Below are 15,253 nucleotides of genomic sequence, written 5' to 3' on the forward strand. Positions count from 1 at the left end.
TTGATACCGACAAAGGGTAAACGGCGACGCCACCAATATACCGCCCCGCGGCGATGCACGTGCTGGATCATTGTCACGCCCAAAAGTCCTCCGGTCGAGGACGGGAGCGGTCAGACATCTCTGTGAGACAGGTCTGTGTGAATCGGCCTGTTGGCTCAGAATCACACTGTAAGGTCAATCACTTAGGGGTGATTGGCTGGGGAACCTGGATTCGAACCAGGACCGACGGAGTCAGAGTCCGCTGTTCTACCGTTAAACTATTCCCCAAGAAGCCCGGCGCCGCCTATGAGAGGCGCGGCCGCACGGGCGTCTACCTAAAGGGGCGCCGATCGCTTTTCAAGGCCCTCCTGGCCTTGAAGATTGTCGCCGTCATGGCCGCATGGCCTGGCCTGCGCCTTAACGTTTTCATTCCTCGTCGGTGCTGCTAATCTGCCGCCAACGAGCGCGGGTCTCTTTGGGCTCGCGAGGAGAACAAGATATGACCAAGGGCTCGGATGCGGCCAAGGCCGCATTCACGCCCGGTCCGACGGAAGCGGCGCCGCGCCTGTTCCTGGAGCGCGAGGCCGCCGCCGCTCCGACAGCGGGCTCCTCTGTGCGCCCTGTCGTGGAGCGCGCTGCCGGCGAAGCGGAGAAGGGCCACCGTCGGCCGGGTCAAAGATGGCGCAGCCGCCGTCCGGGCGGGCCTGGGCGCTATGGCCGCGGCCCTTTTTATGCCGCCCTCGATCTTGGCACGAATAACTGCCGGCTTTTGATCGCCGAGCCGCGCGGCGAGCATTTCCGCGTCGTCGATTCCTTCTCGCGTATCGTCCGCCTTGGCGAGGGCGTCTCCAAGAATGGCGGCCTCTCCCCCGATGCGCAGGAGCGGGCGCTGGAGGCGCTGCGCGTCTGCAAGCAGAAGCTGGAAAGCCGGCAGATCGCCCGCACCCGTCTCATCGCCACGGAAGCCTGTCGCAGCGCCGGCAATGGGCGCGCCTTTCTGGACCGTGTTCAGGAGGAGGTCGGCCTGCGCCTGGAGATGATCGACCGGCGCACGGAGGCGCATCTGGCGGCCGCCGGCTGCGCGCCCTTGCTCGACCCGGCCACGGAAGGCGCCGTCCTCTTCGACATTGGCGGCGGCTCTTCGGAACTCGTCTGGCTCGATCGTCGCCGCGGCCGCCGACGCGGCCTGGTGCGTGCCTGGGCTTCCCTGCCTGTCGGCGTCGTCACCCTGGCCGAGCGCCATGGCGGGGTGGATGTCACGCCGGAGGTCTTCCAGGCGATGGTGGAGGATGTGCGCGAGGAGTTCTACCGCTTCCGCGCCCGTCCGGCGCTGAAGAACGCGCTGAAGGAGCGGCGCTTCCATCTTCTCGGCACCTCCGGCACGGTGACGACGCTCGCCGGCGTGCATCTCGATCTGCCGCGCTATGACCGGCGCTCCGTCGACGGGCTGTGGATGGAGGACAGCGAAATCGAGGCGATGATGACCCGGCTGCGCGACATGGATTATGACGCGCGCATCGCCAATCCCTGCATTGGCCGCGAGCGCGCCGATCTGGTGCTCGCCGGCTGCGCCATCTTCGAGGCGATTCGCACCGAGTTTACCTGCTCGCGCCTGCGCGTTGCCGATCGCGGCCTGCGCGAGGGCATCCTCATCCAGTTGATGCGCGCCGATGGGCATTTGCGCCCGCGCCGCGACCAGCGTCGCAAGGGCGAGGCAAGAAGGCGTGATCGCTCCGCCGGAGAGACGCAATGAGACAGGCGCTTGGCGATGTCGAACGGGCACGACGATGGCGCGGCTGACCAGCGCCAAGAAGCGCAAGGCCTCCTCGCGCCGCTGGCTGGAGAGGCAGCTGAACGATCCTTATGTCGCCCGCGCCAAGCGGGAGGGCAGGCGCTCGCGCGCGGCCTACAAGCTCATCGAGATCGACGACAAATATGGGCTGTTGAAACCCGGCAGGCGCGTCGTCGATCTGGGGGCGGCGCCCGGCGGCTGGTCGGAAGTCTCCGCGCGCAAGGTAGGCTCGACGGACGAGAAGCCGCTCGTCGTCGCCCTCGACTATCTCGATATGGATCCCATTCCCGGCGTGACCGTGCTGAAGGCCGACTTCATGGAGGAGGAGGCGCTGCAGCGTCTGGGTGAGGCGCTCGGCGGCGAAAAGGCCGATCTGGTGCTCTCCGACATGGCCGCCCCGACGACCGGTCACCGACAGACCGATCATCTGCGCATCGTGGCGCTGGTGGAGGCCGCCGCCGATTTCGCCGAGGCGGTGCTCGCCCCCGGCGGCGCCTTCCTCGCCAAGGTGTTTCGCGGCGGCACCGAGGCGGGGCTGCTGGCGGAGCTGAAGAAGAGCTTTGAGAAGGTCGCGCACGTCAAGCCGCCGGCGAGCCGCGCCGATAGCGCCGAGACCTATCTGCTGGCGCTGGGTTTTCGCGGCGGACGGAACGCGAGGGTTGCCGAGGCCGAGCCTGGGATGACACGAGGGCGTGACGACGCATGAGCGCTGCCGGCAGAGGCCGCGCCGCACGCCATCGGCCTCGTTCGCTCTGCCCCGATAGCAGCCCTGCCTTGCGAAACGGGGGGCGGCGCTATCTGGGCATTTGCAAGCCGTCACCCCCGTGTTAATGACCCGCGCCATCCTCACGCCAAATCGCCGGGCCGGGTCGAGGCTCTAGCCCGGAGCGATCCGCCCCCCTGGAGGTGGCATGCCACGCATCATCGACGTTTCCACCGGTCGCGAAGCGCTTACCTTCGACGACGTGCTTCTGCGTCCCGGCCATTCCCATGTCCTGCCGGGCGAGACCGACCTTTCCACCCGTCTCACCCGCGAGATCACTCTTAAGCTGCCGATCATCTCCTCGGCGATGGATACGGTGACGGAGGCGCGTCTCGCCATCGCCATGGCCCAGGCCGGCGGCCTCGGCGTCATTCACCGCAATCTGGAGCCGGAAGCCCAGGCCGAAGAGGTCCGGCAGGTGAAGAAGTTCGAATCCGGCATGGTGGTGAACCCGCTCGTCATCGGCCCGGAGGCGACGCTCGCCGAGGCCAAGGCGCTGATGCGCGCCCACGACATTTCCGGCGTGCCGGTGGTGGTGAACGGCGGCGCGGGCGGCGCCATGGTCGGCAAGCTCGTCGGTATCCTGACCAACCGCGACGTGCGCTTTGCCTCCGATCCCGACCAGCCGGTCTCCGAGCTGATGACCCGCGATCTCGTCACGGTGCAGGAGAACGTCAGCCAGGACGAGGCCAAGCGGCTTTTGCACAAGCACCGCATCGAGAAGCTGCTCGTCGTCGACGAGGCGCAGAACTGCATCGGCCTCATCACCGTGAAGGACATCGAGAAGGCGCGCCTGCATCCCGATTCGGCCAAGGACGCACAGGGCCGCCTGCGCGTCGCCGCCGCCACCAATGTCGGCGAGGCCGGGCTTGAGCGCTCCGAGCGCCTCATCGATGCCGGCTGCGACGTCATCGTCATCGATACCGCCCACGGCCATTCCTCGCGCGTTCTGGAAAGCGTCACCGCCATCAAGAAGCTCTCCAACGTCACCCAGATCGTCGCCGGCAACGTGGCGACCGCCGCCGGCGCCAAGGCGCTGATCGACGCCGGCGCCGATTGCATCAAGGTCGGCATCGGGCCGGGCTCCATCTGCACCACCCGCGTCGTCGCCGGCGTCGGCGTGCCGCAGCTCACCGCGATCCTGGAAACGGTGGAGGAGGCGGCGAAGGCCGACATCCCGGTGATCGCCGATGGCGGCATCAAGTTCTCCGGCGACCTCGCCAAGGCGCTCGCCGCCGGCGCCTCCGTCGCCATGGTGGGCTCGCTGCTCGCCGGTACCGACGAGAGTCCCGGCGAGGTCTATCTCTATCAGGGCCGCTCCTATAAGGCCTATCGCGGCATGGGCTCCGTCGGGGCGATGGCGAGAGGCTCCGCCGACCGTTATTTCCAGGCCGAGGTGCGCGATTCACTGAAGCTGGTGCCGGAGGGCGTGGAAGGGCAGGTGCCTTATAAGGGACCGGTGGCGCAGGTCCTGCACCAGCTCGCCGGCGGCCTCAGGGCGGCCATGGGCTATGTCGGCGCCGGAAGCCTAGCCGAGTTCCGCGACAAGGCCGAGTTCCTGCGCATCTCCGGCGCGGGTCTGCGCGAGAGCCACATCCACGATGTGCAGCTGACGCGCGAGAGCCCGAATTATCCCGGCCAGGGTTGAGCCGCCTTGCGTCTTCCCGGCCGCATATCGGCCGCCATCGAGGTTCTGTCTGAGATCGAGACGCGTCATCGGCCGGCCTCCGAGGCGCTGAAGGATTGGGGCCTGTCGCACCGTTTCGCCGGTTCCGGCGACCGGGCCGCGATCGGCGATATCGTCTATGACGCGCTCAGGAAGCGCGCCTCCATCGCTTGGCGCATGGGTTCTGAAACGCCGCGCGCGCTCGCCCTCGGCGCCGTCGTCTACGGCTGGGGCGAGGACCCGAAGAAGCTGAATCAGCTTTTCAGCGACGACCGCCATGCACCTGATTTTCTAAGTGAATCAGAATGTGAACGACTTGAATCGATTTCTCTGCAGGAGGCCCCGGACATGGTGCGCGCCGACGCGCCGGAATGGGCGGCCGAAGCGCTGACGTCTCGTTTCGGCGAGGCCTTCGCTGAGGAGGGCGCGGCGCTCGCCGAGCGTCCGCCGCTGGATCTGAGGGTCAACACGCTGAAGGCGGGGCGCGACAAGGTGGCGGGCCAGCTTGCCCGTCTCGGCGCGGAGAAGACGCGCTTCTCACCGATCGGCCTGCGCCTCGCCGCGACTGCGGGCGCCCGCCGGCAGGTCAATGTCACGGCCGAGGAAGCCTATCGGCGCGGCCGGGTGGAGGTGCAGGACGAGGCGAGCCAGCTCGTGGCGCTGATGGCAGCGACGGCGAAGCAGGAGGTTGCCGGCGCCGGCGGGCAGGTGCTCGATTTTTGCGCCGGCGGCGGCGGCAAGACGCTGGCGTTCTCGGCAGCGCTGGAAAACCGCGGCCAGGTCTTCGCCTTTGACGCCGATCGCCAGCGCCTGGCGCCGATCTACGAGCGCCTGAAACGCGCCGGCGCCCGCAACGTCCAGGTGCGCCAGCCGGGGGAGGGGACGCTGGCGGACCTTGAAGGGCGCATGGACCTCGTTCTCGTCGATGCGCCCTGTTCCGGCTCCGGCACCTGGCGGCGCCGGCCGGACGCCAAATGGCGGATGCGCCCCGAGGCGCTCGCCGAGCGCGCGGCCGAGCAGGATCTGATCCTCGCCGAGGCCGCCCGCTATGTGCGGCCGGGCGGCCTTCTCGCCTATGTCACCTGCTCGCTCTTTACCGAGGAGAACGGCGAACGCATCGCCGCCTTCCGGGCCGCGCATGCCGATTTCTCGCCCCTCGATCCAGCGCCGCTCTGGCGCGCGGTGACGGGGGCGGAGCCGCCGCGCTGGGCGGCGGCCGATTCCATCACGCTGACCCCCGCCAGCACCGACACCGACGGCTTCTTCCTCGCCGTTTTGTCGCGCGCCGGCTGATCCGCCGAAGGTGCCGGCCCCGAGGATTGTCGTCATGCCAAGGCTCGACCTTGGCATCCAAGCCTCTCCCCCTTCGAAGCATGACGGCGCCGGCCGTCTCGCGCTTGCTGATCCGCGCCGGGCTCACTTGCCAGAAGGCGGCCTCCTGCTAGGTTCCGGCGCACATGGACAAGGAGAATGATTGCATGGCCGAGACCCACGCCGAGCTGCAGCTTCACTACTGGCCGACCCCGAACGGCTGGAAGGTCACCATCTTCCTGGAGGAGGTGGGCGCGCCCTATGAGGTGAAGTTCGTCAATATCGGTAAGGGCGAGCAGTTCCAGCCGGACTTCCTCAAAATCTCGCCCAACAACCGCATGCCGGCGCTCATCGACCGCAAAGGCCCCGGCGGCGAGCCGATTTCCATCTTCGAATCGGGCGCCATCCTTCTCTATCTCGGCCGCAAGTTCGCACGCTTCTATCCCACCGAGGAGAGGAAGCGTGTGGAGGTGGAGAGCTGGCTGATGTGGCAGATGGGCGGTTTCGGGCCGATGCTCGGCCAGAACCACCATTTCCGCAATTACGCGCCGGAGACGATCCCTTACGCCATCAAGCGCTACGAGGACGAGGCCGACCGCCTCTACGGCGTCCTCGACAAGCGCCTGGAAGGCCGCGATTTCGTCGCCGGCGGCGAATACACCATCGCTGACATGGCCATCGTCTCCTGGGCCCGCACGCCCGACAAGCAGGGCGTCGATCTTGCCGAATTCCCCAATGTGGCGCGCTGGCGTGAGGCGCTCTTGGCCCGCCCGGCGGTGGAGCGCGGCATGGCCGTCGGCGCGGAAAGGCGCTCCGACCTATCGCAGGACAAGGACGCGCAGGCGATCCTTTTCGGCCAGCGGCACAAGCGCGCCGGCTGAGGGACGACTTACTTGCGGTCTTGAGAGGGCGGCGGCGGAGCCGACCCGCCGCCCTCTCAAAAGGCTGCGGCACATCGCGGGGAGGCGATCTTGGAAAGAAACGCACAAGACGGGCCGCGTCCCGCCATCCTCTTCGTCTGTCTAGGCAATATCTGCCGTTCGCCGCTGGCGGAAGCCGCCTTCCGCGCCGAGGCTGAGCGGGCCGGGTTTGCCGTGGAGGTGGATTCGGCCGGCACCGGCGACTGGCATCGCGGCGAGCCGCCCGACCGGCGCGCCCAGGCCGTCGCCCGCCGCTACGGCGTCGATATCGGCCATTACCGCGCCCGTATGGTACGCCAAGAGGATTTCTATCGCTTCAGCCATATCGTGGCGCTCGACCTCGACAATTACGCCGAGCTTGAGGCGATGCGCCCGGCCGATGCGCGCGCCGAGCTCAGCCTTCTCATGGACCATGTGGACGGCAGGCGCGGCGAGGCGGTCGCCGACCCCTATTACGGCGGCGAGGCCGGGTTTCAGACGACCTGGGCCGACGTGACGGCAGGGGCGCGGGCGCTTGCCCGCCGGCTCGGCGCGGCGAAATGAGCGGCCTCGCCGAGGCCGGTGCCGACCTCCTCGGCGGAGAGCTTGCCCGTATCCTCGGCCGCCATGGCGGCGACCTTTCCTCGCTGGTCCATATCGCGCTCGCCGACGGGCGCGAGGCGATTGTCAAGGGCGGGCCGGCGCCGCTGGTGGAGGCGGAAATGCTGGAAGCCATCGCCGCCACCGGCGCGCCGGCGCCGAAGGTTCTGGCGGCAAGCGAGACGGCGCTGGCGATGGAGGTGCTGCCCGATACTGGCGGGCTCGCCCGCGCCTGGCCGAGCCTTGGCAGGGCGCTCGCCTCTCTGCACGCTGGCCGCGGCGAGCGTTATGGCTGGAAGAGAGATTTCGCCTTCGGGCCGGTCGTGATTGTCAACGACTTTGCCGAGGACTGGCCCGCCTTCTGGGGCGAGCGGCGGCTTCTGACGAGCCTGCCGCATATCGGCAGCGGCCTTGCGCGCCGTATCGAGGGCCTTGTCGCCGATCTGCCGAACCGCCTGCCGGCGCGGCCCGCCCCGGCGCTGCTGCATGGCGATATGTGGGCAGGCAACGTGCTCGTTGCCGGCAGCGAGGTGAGCGGGCTCATCGATCCGGCCTGCTATTATGGCGACGGGGAGGTCGACCTTGCCATGCTCGCCCTGTTCGGCGGGCCGGGTGAGGATTTCTACGCCGCCTACGGCCGACTGGAGCCGGGCCACGAGGCGCGGCGCCACATCTACCAGCTCTGGCCGGCGCTGGTGCATCTGCGCCTTTTCGGCGGGGGCTACCAGGGCATGGTGGAGCGGCTGCTTCGCGCCGCCGGGACGTGACGGGCCGGGAAGGCGCGGCAGCAAATGGCGAGGCTGCCGCATCGCCGCCGAACCTGTAGGATCGCCGGCGAAAGGCGCTTTGTGCGCGATTCGGCCATGACGCTGCCATGACGCTGCCATGACGCTTTACAACCTCAAGCCGGCCTTCCAGGCGCGTCTTAGGCCTTGGGCGGCCGATCTCGCCGGGCGCGGCGTCACCGCCAATCAGGTGACGCTCTCGGCCGCTGCCATCTCGCTCCTCGTCGGCGGCCTCGTCTGGCTCGCCGGCGCGCGCCCCGTCTTCCTCCTCCTGCCCCTCTGGCTCGCGCTGCGCATGGCCTTCAACGCCGTCGACGGCATTCTGGCGCGCGAGCACGGTCAGAAGAGCCGCCTCGGCGCCTATCTCAACGAGCTCGGCGACGTCGTCTCCGACGCGGCCCTGATCGCGCCCTTCGCTATCCTGCCCCCCTTCGGCGCCTTCTCCGTCGCTCTCATCGTCGTTCTGGCGCTGCTGACGGAATTCGCCGGCGTCCTGGCTCAGGCGCTGGGCGGGGCGCGCCGCTACGACGGGCCGATGGGCAAGAGCGACAGGGCGTTCGTTCTCGGCCTTGCCGGCGCCTGGGTCGGGCTCGGCCTGCCGCTGCCGCAATGGAGCCTTTATCTTCTCTATCTCCTGGCGGCGCTGCTCGTCTGGACCGTCGTGCGGCGGGTGCGCGCCGGCCTTGCGGGGGCGGGGCGAGGCGTGGACGGGGCGGCATGATGGAGGGCCTCGTCGCCATTTTCGTGGTGCTGCTTGCCCGGCTTGCCACCGGCGTGCGCGCCGAATGGCGCGGCACCGGGCCGGAGCTGCGCCGGCGCATCTATTTCGCCAACCATGTCAGCCATGGCGATTTCGTGCTTCTTTGGGCGGTGCTGCCGCCGGCGATCCGTCAGACGACGCGGCCGGTCGCGGCCGCCGATTACTGGACGGCGACGCCGCTGCGCCGCTTCATCGCCGAGCGCGTCTTCCGCGCCGTGCTGATTGCCCGCCGGCCCGCCGCGGATGCGCCGAACCCGATCGAGATGATGGCCGACGCGCTCGCCGGCGGCGCCTCCCTCATCATCTTCCCGGAAGGCACCCGCAACGCCGGCGAGGAGAAGCTGCTGCCCTTCAAGAGCGGCATCTACCGCCTTGCCTCTAGCGCGCCGCAGGTGGAATGCGTGCCGGTCTGGATCGACAATCTCAACCGCGTTCTGCCCAAGGGCGAGGTGGTGCCGGTGCCGCTTTTATGCACCGTCACCTTCGGCGAGCCGCTGACGCTGCGCGCCGGCGAGACCAAGGAGGCCTTCCTGGCGCGGGCGCGGCAGGCGCTGCTTGCCGCCGCGCCGCGAGCCAACGGCGAAGGCGCTGTCGGAAAGGGGGGCGGGGATGGCGCCTGAATGGCAGGTCGCCGCCATTGCGGGCGGCATCGTGGCGATCCTGGCGCTCGCCTCGCTCATCGGCTTCTTCCTGAAATGGTGGAGCGGCTGGGAGCGGCCGAGCCCGGTCGTCGACAACCTCAACGACCGCATCAAGGCGTGGTGGGTGATGGTGGCGCTTCTGGCGCTCGCCTTCGCCGCCGGCAATTGGGCGGTCGTCCTCCTCTTCGCCTTCGCCTCCTTCACCGCGCTGCGCGAATTCATGACGCTGACGTCGACGCGCCGCGGCGACCACTATGCCCTGGCGGCGATCTTCTTCATCGCCCTGCCGGTGCAATATGCGCTGGTCCTCGCCGACCAATACGGCATCTACGCCGTCTTCATCCCCGTCTACGCCTTCCTCTTCCTGCCCATCGTGGCGGCGCTGCGCGGCGATACCGGGCGCTTCATGGACCGGGTGGCGCAGACGCAATGGGGATTGATGATCTGCGTCTTCTGCCTGTCGCACGTCCCGGCGCTGCTCAACCTCACCATTCCGGGCTATGAGGGGCGCAACCTGCTTCTGGTCGCCTTCCTGCTCGTCGTCGTGCAGGCGAGCGACGTTCTGCAATACGTTTTCGGCAAGCTCTTCGGCCGCCACAGGCTGGCGCCTAGCCTGTCGCCGTCGAAGACCTGGGAAGGGCTTCTCGGCGGGGCTGGCGCGGCGACCTTGCTCGGCGCGGCGATGTGGTGGGCCACCCCCTTCACGCCGCTCCAGGCCGGCCTCATGGCGGCGCTGATCACCGCCATGGGCTTCTTCGGTGGCCTCGTCATGTCGGCGATCAAGCGCGACCGCGGCGTCAAGGATTGGGGCCGCATGATCGAGGGCCATGGCGGCATGCTCGACCGCATCGACAGCCTGGTCTTCGCTGCCCCGATCTTCTTTCACCTAACGCGCTATTTCTTCTCCACGACGTGAGCGCGGTCATCCATACGGTTGGAGGCAAGGCATCCAGCGATGATCCAGAATGAGCGTATCAAACTAACGGCAAACTATTTCAACGGCTTAGCCATCGCCGTTCTTGCCATCGGAGGGCTTGCGCCCCCGATCTCCTTGGCTCTCGACGTATCGCCGGAACGGCCGGTCTGGTCGGTTGCGCTCGTCTCTATCGTTTGCCTCCTGGGCAGTGCGGCCTTACATTGGTTGGGACGTAAGGTGCTTGCAGGTCTCGCCGCATGAGCAACCTCGAATTCATCTTTCTTTTCAGCATTTTGCCGGTCGGCGCAGTGGTCATCGCCGTGTTCTTCTATTTCCTCTCGCGTCGTCAAGACAGACGCCGCGATCCGCGTCATCCGGCCTGAGCCGTGGCGCCGGCGAAGGATGCTCGGCGAGCCCGAGAGAAAGCCGGCGGGCTATTTCTTCTCCACGACGTGAGCTCGGCTCACACCGGCCATTGCTCCAGCCGGTAGGCGGAATCCCAGAACATCCATTCCAGCTGCGTCGCGCGGTCGAAGGCGTGATGCGCCCGCGCATTCATCTCGGGGGAGGCCTTGGCGAGCGCTGCGTCGGTCGCCGCAATCATCGCCCGCACGCCTTCGTGGAATTCCTCGCCCGCATAGGTGTCGATCCACGCCGCGTAGGGGTTGGGCGCGGCCGCGCGGCTAAGAATGTCGCGGCCGATCTCGGCATAAATCCAGAAGCAGGGAAGCAGCGCCCCGAGCGCCACTTCGTAGGGCTCGCCCCAGGCCGTTCCCATCAGGAAGGAGACGTAGTGGTGGCAGGTGGGCGAACGCGGCGTCGAGGCGAAGACGTCGGGGCCGACGCCGTAGCTCTTGAAGAAGGAGCCGTGCAGGGCCCGCTCCACCACGATTGCCTCCTCCGCCGCGCCGGCGAGCTGCACGATGAGATCCGGCTCCGGCGCCTTGGCGGCGGCGATCGCCAGCGCCCGGCCGAAGCCGACGAGATAATGCGCGTCCTGCACGATGTAATGCTTGAAACGGTCTTCAGAGAGCGTGCCGGCGGCAAGCTCCGCATTGAAGGGCATGGTGCGAATGGTCTCGTAAAGGCTTTCGTTGCGCGCCCACGCGGCGCGCGAGAAGGTGGTGTCGGTCATGGTCTCCCCAGCTTTGCCTCGCTCATGCTCCTAGAGGCTTTCGCCGTCAGGTTGAAGACCTCTTTCGGGAGGCCAGGGATGCATCCCGCTGAGGTCTGGCGAAAGATGCCGGCTGCCCCTTGAGCCGGCTCGTGCCGGGGCCGCGGCGTTCCTGCCAGGACATTGAGACGCTTCTCCAAATCGCGGTTTCCATGGCACTTGCATCGCAGCTATGCTGCCGGCCAGCGCGCGCCCGCCCGGGCGCGACGTTCCAGCCCATATGAGGAAACGAGAATGCGATTCATCCCGTCCAAGAAGCTGATCGGCGCCGCTTTGGCCGTGGCCGGCCTCGCCTTCGGCAGCGCCTCCTATGCCCAGGACATGCAGTTTTTCCGCATCGCCACGGGCGGTACCGCCGGGACCTATTTCCCCATCGGCGGCCTTTTGGCGAACGCCATTTCCAACCCGCCGGGCTCGCGCCCCTGCGAGGAGGGCGGCTCCTGCGGCGTGCCGGGCCTCGTGGCCACGGCCATCGCTTCCAACGGCTCGGTTGCCAATGTCAACGCCATCGGCTCCGGCGCCGTGGAATCGGGCTTCTCCCAGTCCGACGTCGCCTATTGGGCGCAGACCGGCACCGGCGTCTTTGAGGGCAAGGGCAAGGTTGAGAAGCTGCGCGCCATCGCCAATCTCTATCCCGAAAGCATCCATCTCATCGCCAGCAAGGCTTCCGGCATTCAGTCCGTCGCCGATTTGGAAGGCAAGCGCGTCTCGCTCGACGAGCCCGGCTCCGGCACCCTCGTCGACGCCCGCCTCATCCTGGAGGCCTACGGTCTCAACGAGGAAAGCGTCGAGCCGGAATACCTGAAGCCGAACCAGGCGGCCGACCGCATGCGCGACGGGGCGATGGACGCCTTCTTCTTCGTCGGCGGCTTCCCGGCCGGCGCCATCGTGGAGCTCGCCACCAACACCGAGATCACCGTCGTGCCGATCTCCGGGCCGGAGGCTGAGAGCGTGATCGGCAATTACGAGTTCTTCGCGCCAAACACCGTCCCGGCCGGCACCTATGAGGGCCAGGAGAGCGACGTTGAGACGCTGTCGGTCGGCGCCCAATGGGTGACCAGCGCCGATCAGCCGGAAGAGCTCGTCTACGAGATCACCAAGGCGCTGTGGAACGACAATACGCGCAAGCTCCTCGACAACGGCCACGCCAAGGGCAAGTCGATCACCAAGGAAACCGCGCTCGATGGCGTCGGCATCCCGCTGCATCCGGGCGCCGAGCGCTTCTACAAGGAAGCCGGGCTGCTGCAGTAAGCCATCTTGAAAATGCTCGCAGGCGGCGGGGCCTTCCGCCGCCTGCTGTCGTTTGAGCGGATTGCGCGGGCAAGGGAAAGGTTTCCGATGCGCGAAGAAAAAGAGATCGACCCGGCCCATGTGCAGGAGATGGAGGAGCGCTTCGACCCGGAGGTGCGCTTCCGCCCGCTCGGCCGCGCCGCCGGCACCATCGCCGCCATCCTCCTCTTCGCCCTGTCGCTGTTTCACTATTACACCGCCGGCTTCGGCCTGTTGCGCGAGGTCAACCATCGCGGCGTGCATCTTGCCTTCGTGCTGGCGCTGATCTTCATCGTCTTCGCCGCCACCAAGAAGGGCCAGAGCAGGCTCTACCCCTCCGGCTTTTGGCGCCCGCTCGGCCTGCCGCTCACCGACTGGCTCTTCGTCCTCGCAGCTGGCGTCTCGGCGCTCTACGTGCCCTATATCTTCGACGATCTCGCCTTCCGGGTCGGCAATCCGCTGCCCCTCGACGTTGCCATGGGCACGGTGATGATCCTCGTCCTGTTGGAGGCGACGCGGCGCTCCATGGGCTGGCCGCTGCCGCTGATCGCCATCATCGTCATGGCCTATGCCGTGTTCGGGCGTCAGGCGCCCGGCGTTCTCGTCCATCCCGGCAGCGATTGGTCGACGCTGGTCAACCATCTCTATCTGACGAGCCAGGGCATCTACGGCCTGCCGGTCGGCGTCGTCGCCACCTATGTCTTCCATTTCGTGCTTTTCGGCGTCTTGGCAACGCGCATCGGTCTTGGCCGCCTCTTCATCGATTTCGCCTCCGCCTTCGCCGGACGCTTCTCCGGTGGGCCGGCCAAGGTCTCCGTCTTTTCCTCCGCCCTTCTCGGCTCCATCTCCGGCTCCTCCATCGCCAATACGGTGACGACGGGTGCGCTGACCATCCCGGCGATGATCCGCATCGGCTATCCGCGCCATTTCGCGGCCGCCGTGGAGGCGGCCTCCTCCACCGGCGGGCAGATCACCCCGCCGGTGATGGGCGCGGCCGCCTTTTTGATGATCGAGTTTTTGGGCGTGCCCTATACGACCATCATCGTGGCGGCCATCGTGCCGGCGGCGATGCATTTTTTCGGCGTTCTCTGCCAGGTGCATTTCGAGGCCAAGCGCCTCGGACTGCGCGGCCTGACGCGCGACGAGTTGCCGAGGGTCGGCACCATCCTCAAGCGCGACTGGCCGACGCTGCTGCCGCTCTTCATTCTCATCTTCATCCTGCTGCAGGGCTTCACGCCCTATCTCGCCGCTTTCTGGGGCATCACCGCCTGCATCGTCGTCGGCCTCGTCAATCCTTTGAACCGCATCGGCGTCAAGGACGTTCTGGAGGCTTTCGTGCTCGGCGCCAAATACGCCCTCGCCGTCGGCGCGGCGGCGGCCACGGTGGGCATCATCATCGGCGTCGTCACCTTGACCGGCGTTTCCTTCAAGATCGCCTATATGGTCACCTCCACCGCCGGCCAGTGGGCGGGGCTTGTCGCCCCCTTCATTCCCTTCGCCATTGTGGAAGTGTCGACGCTGACGCTTCTCATCACGCTCATCCTGACGGCGATCGTGTGCATCGTCATGGGCTGCGGCATCCCCACCACGGCGACCTATCTCATCATGGTCTCCGTCGCCGCCCCGGTGCTGGGCCTTCTCGGCATCGCCCCGCTGGTGGCGCATTTCTTCGTCTTCTATTACGGCGTTCTCGCCGACATCACCCCGCCGGTGGCGCTCGCCGCCTATGCCGGGGCGGGCATTGCCAACGCCAATCCCTTCAAGGCCGGCAACACCGCTTTCCGTCTCGGCATGGGCAAGGCGCTGGTTCCCTTCGTCTTCGTCTTCTCGCCCTCGCTGCTTCTCGTCACCGAGGGCTTCACCTGGTCCTCCTTCGCGCTCGCCTTCACCGGCACCGTGATCGGCATCACCGCGCTCTCGGCCGCTTTCGGCGGCTGGCTCTTCGGTGCGCTCTATCTTGTGGAGCGCTGGGTGCTCGCCATCGCGGCGATGCTCCTGGTGGCGCCGGAATTCGTCTCCACGGCGATCGGCCTCGGCATTCTCTTCCTGGTGCTGTTGCGCCAGGTCTTCTTCGCCATCCCGCAAAGCCGCCCGGCGCAGAGCCCGACGGCGGGGTGAGCCTTGCGCCTCGCGGCCTGCCGCGCGCGGGACGCAGGGCGCCGGCGCTTTTCCTGTGCTGGCGTGGCGCGCAGCCGGTTGACGCGGGCGAGGAAAGCGGCCATTTCGGGAAGTGGAGAGGTGGCCGAGTGGTCGAAGGCGCTCCCCTGCTAAGGGAGTAGACGGCTTGAAACCGTCTCGAGGGTTCGAATCCCTTCCTCTCCGCCATCCCTAAGCCATTGATAAAAATGCAGAATTTCGCGGATTCGGGTTTTTGGTACCCACCAATTGTCCGTCGTCAGATATTTCGGGACTTCGGAGGCCATGACGCTTTGGAGGGTCTGGCTCGATTGGGTTGACGTTAGGCTGCGGGCTGCTGGTTGAGCAAGCGGCGCTGCCGGATGGTTTCGTCCTTGATCCTCCTTCTCTCCTCGAGGATGGCCGGCGCCCTGCCGAAGTAGGCATCGGCAGGCGTGACGTTACCGAGGCTCTCGTGGACGCGGCGGTGGTTGTAGTGATCGATGAAGTCGCCGATGGCGGCCTCGAGCGCGCCGGGCAGATAGTGGTTCTCGAGCAGGATCCGGTTCTTCAGCGTCTGGTG

16 protein-coding genes and 2 tRNA genes are annotated in these 15,253 nt (G+C 67.2%); 15 read left to right on the forward strand and 3 right to left on the reverse strand.

The features are described 5' to 3' along the window. Window positions 1–193: 193 nt before the first annotated feature. Window positions 194–267: transfer RNA gene (locus Q331_RS0118720), tRNA-Gln, on the reverse strand. A 211-nt stretch (window positions 268–478) separates the two neighbouring features. Here Q331_RS0118720 and Q331_RS22700 point away from each other — a divergent pair. The 12 genes from Q331_RS22700 to Q331_RS24360 all read left to right on the forward strand — a co-directional run bounded on the left by Q331_RS22700 (window position 479) and on the right by Q331_RS24360 (window position 10,495). After that, window positions 479–1,732 carry a Ppx/GppA phosphatase family protein gene (locus tag Q331_RS22700; protein ID WP_084175160.1) on the forward strand — a complete coding sequence of 418 codons (1,254 nt, stop codon included), beginning with the start codon at window positions 479–481 and terminating at the stop codon, window positions 1,730–1,732. A 34-nt stretch (window positions 1,733–1,766) separates the two neighbouring features. Continuing rightward, window positions 1,767–2,477, forward strand: coding sequence for an RlmE family RNA methyltransferase (locus Q331_RS22705; RefSeq protein ID WP_051631356.1), 711 nt, complete (start codon window positions 1,767–1,769; stop codon window positions 2,475–2,477). A 205-nt stretch (window positions 2,478–2,682) separates the two neighbouring features. Beyond that, the gene (gene guaB / locus Q331_RS0118735; protein ID WP_026381920.1) at window positions 2,683–4,182 is read left to right on the forward strand and encodes an IMP dehydrogenase; all 1,500 of its coding nucleotides are present in this window, start codon (window positions 2,683–2,685) and stop codon (window positions 4,180–4,182) included. A gap of 6 nt (window positions 4,183–4,188) precedes the next feature. Further along, entirely contained in the window at window positions 4,189–5,493 is a 1,305-nt protein-coding gene (locus tag Q331_RS0118740; protein WP_026381921.1) for an RsmB/NOP family class I SAM-dependent RNA methyltransferase, read from the forward strand. A gap of 185 nt (window positions 5,494–5,678) precedes the next feature. Then, the gene (locus Q331_RS0118745) at window positions 5,679–6,392 is read left to right on the forward strand and encodes a glutathione binding-like protein (protein ID WP_026381922.1); all 714 of its coding nucleotides are present in this window, start codon (window positions 5,679–5,681) and stop codon (window positions 6,390–6,392) included. Between the two features lie 90 nt (window positions 6,393–6,482). Beyond that, the gene (locus Q331_RS0118750) at window positions 6,483–6,974 is read left to right on the forward strand and encodes a low molecular weight protein-tyrosine-phosphatase (RefSeq protein ID WP_034493196.1); all 492 of its coding nucleotides are present in this window, start codon (window positions 6,483–6,485) and stop codon (window positions 6,972–6,974) included. Further along, window positions 6,971–7,777, forward strand: coding sequence for a fructosamine kinase family protein (locus Q331_RS0118755; RefSeq protein WP_026381924.1), 807 nt, complete (start codon window positions 6,971–6,973; stop codon window positions 7,775–7,777). Before Q331_RS0118750 ends, Q331_RS0118755 begins: the two co-directional genes overlap by 4 nt. A gap of 118 nt (window positions 7,778–7,895) precedes the next feature. Then, entirely contained in the window at window positions 7,896–8,516 is a 621-nt protein-coding gene (locus Q331_RS0118760; RefSeq protein ID WP_026381925.1) for a CDP-alcohol phosphatidyltransferase family protein, read from the forward strand. Continuing rightward, entirely contained in the window at window positions 8,513–9,175 is a 663-nt protein-coding gene (locus Q331_RS22710) for a lysophospholipid acyltransferase family protein (RefSeq protein WP_051631357.1), read from the forward strand. The genes Q331_RS0118760 and Q331_RS22710 overlap by 4 nt, the downstream gene beginning before the upstream one ends. Next, window positions 9,165–10,112 (forward strand): phosphatidate cytidylyltransferase, encoded by a 948-nt coding sequence (locus tag Q331_RS0118770; protein WP_034493199.1) that lies wholly within the window; start codon window positions 9,165–9,167, stop codon window positions 10,110–10,112. The genes Q331_RS22710 and Q331_RS0118770 overlap by 11 nt, the downstream gene beginning before the upstream one ends. A gap of 39 nt (window positions 10,113–10,151) precedes the next feature. Beyond that, window positions 10,152–10,373: a hypothetical protein gene (locus Q331_RS24000; RefSeq protein WP_051631358.1), complete on the forward strand. Its 222-nt coding sequence runs from the start codon at window positions 10,152–10,154 to the stop codon at window positions 10,371–10,373. Further along, window positions 10,370–10,495, forward strand: a complete 126-nt coding sequence (locus Q331_RS24360; RefSeq protein ID WP_281173917.1) for a hypothetical protein — start codon at window positions 10,370–10,372, stop codon at window positions 10,493–10,495. Before Q331_RS24000 ends, Q331_RS24360 begins: the two co-directional genes overlap by 4 nt. An 80-nt stretch (window positions 10,496–10,575) precedes the next feature. On the opposite strand, the gene Q331_RS0118780 is transcribed toward Q331_RS24360, so the two are convergent. Next, window positions 10,576–11,247, reverse strand: a complete 672-nt coding sequence (locus Q331_RS0118780) for a TenA family protein (RefSeq protein WP_026381927.1) — start codon at window positions 11,245–11,247, stop codon at window positions 10,576–10,578. Between the two features lie 273 nt (window positions 11,248–11,520). On the opposite strand from Q331_RS0118780, the gene Q331_RS0118785 reads away from it, so the two are divergent. The 3 genes from Q331_RS0118785 to Q331_RS0118795 all read left to right on the forward strand — a co-directional run bounded on the left by Q331_RS0118785 (window position 11,521) and on the right by Q331_RS0118795 (window position 14,880). Then, a complete protein-coding gene (locus tag Q331_RS0118785; protein WP_026381928.1) occupies window positions 11,521–12,537 on the forward strand; it encodes a TAXI family TRAP transporter solute-binding subunit in 1,017 nt (338 codons plus the stop codon). Window positions 12,538–12,624: 87 nt separating this feature from the next. Continuing rightward, complete coding sequence (locus Q331_RS0118790; protein WP_026381929.1) at window positions 12,625–14,673, forward strand: TRAP transporter permease; 2,049 nt, start codon at window positions 12,625–12,627, stop codon at window positions 14,671–14,673. 114 nt (window positions 14,674–14,787) lie between these two features. Then, window positions 14,788–14,880: transfer RNA gene (locus Q331_RS0118795), tRNA-Ser, on the forward strand. A 133-nt stretch (window positions 14,881–15,013) separates the two neighbouring features. On the opposite strand, the gene Q331_RS0118800 is transcribed toward Q331_RS0118795, so the two are convergent. Further along, window positions 15,014–15,253: integrase core domain-containing protein (locus tag Q331_RS0118800; RefSeq protein WP_026381930.1), on the reverse strand; the 240-nt coding region annotated here is incomplete at its 5' end.

This window comes from Afifella pfennigii DSM 17143, from assembly GCF_000688515.1.
Classification (GTDB): Bacteria; Pseudomonadota; Alphaproteobacteria; order Rhizobiales; family Afifellaceae; genus Afifella; species Afifella pfennigii.

Coding starts and splice junctions, on each gene's coding strand:
- Q331_RS22700 (WP_084175160.1), top strand. CDS start 479: ATGACCAAGGGCTCGGATGCGGCCAAGGCCGCATTCACGCCCGGTCCG.
- Q331_RS22705 (WP_051631356.1), top strand. CDS start 1,767: ATGGCGCGGCTGACCAGCGCCAAGAAGCGCAAGGCCTCCTCGCGCCGC.
- guaB (WP_026381920.1), top strand. CDS start 2,683: ATGCCACGCATCATCGACGTTTCCACCGGTCGCGAAGCGCTTACCTTC.
- Q331_RS0118745 (WP_026381922.1), top strand. CDS start 5,679: ATGGCCGAGACCCACGCCGAGCTGCAGCTTCACTACTGGCCGACCCCG.
- Q331_RS0118755 (WP_026381924.1), top strand. CDS start 6,971: ATGAGCGGCCTCGCCGAGGCCGGTGCCGACCTCCTCGGCGGAGAGCTT.
- Q331_RS0118760 (WP_026381925.1), top strand. CDS start 7,896: ATGACGCTTTACAACCTCAAGCCGGCCTTCCAGGCGCGTCTTAGGCCT.
- Q331_RS22710 (WP_051631357.1), top strand. CDS start 8,513: ATGATGGAGGGCCTCGTCGCCATTTTCGTGGTGCTGCTTGCCCGGCTT.
- Q331_RS0118770 (WP_034493199.1), top strand. CDS start 9,165: ATGGCGCCTGAATGGCAGGTCGCCGCCATTGCGGGCGGCATCGTGGCG.
- Q331_RS24000 (WP_051631358.1), top strand. CDS start 10,152: ATGATCCAGAATGAGCGTATCAAACTAACGGCAAACTATTTCAACGGC.
- Q331_RS24360 (WP_281173917.1), top strand. CDS start 10,370: ATGAGCAACCTCGAATTCATCTTTCTTTTCAGCATTTTGCCGGTCGGC.
- Q331_RS0118780 (WP_026381927.1), bottom strand. CDS start 11,247: ATGACCGACACCACCTTCTCGCGCGCCGCGTGGGCGCGCAACGAAAGC.
- Q331_RS0118785 (WP_026381928.1), top strand. CDS start 11,521: ATGCGATTCATCCCGTCCAAGAAGCTGATCGGCGCCGCTTTGGCCGTG.
- Q331_RS0118790 (WP_026381929.1), top strand. CDS start 12,625: ATGCGCGAAGAAAAAGAGATCGACCCGGCCCATGTGCAGGAGATGGAG.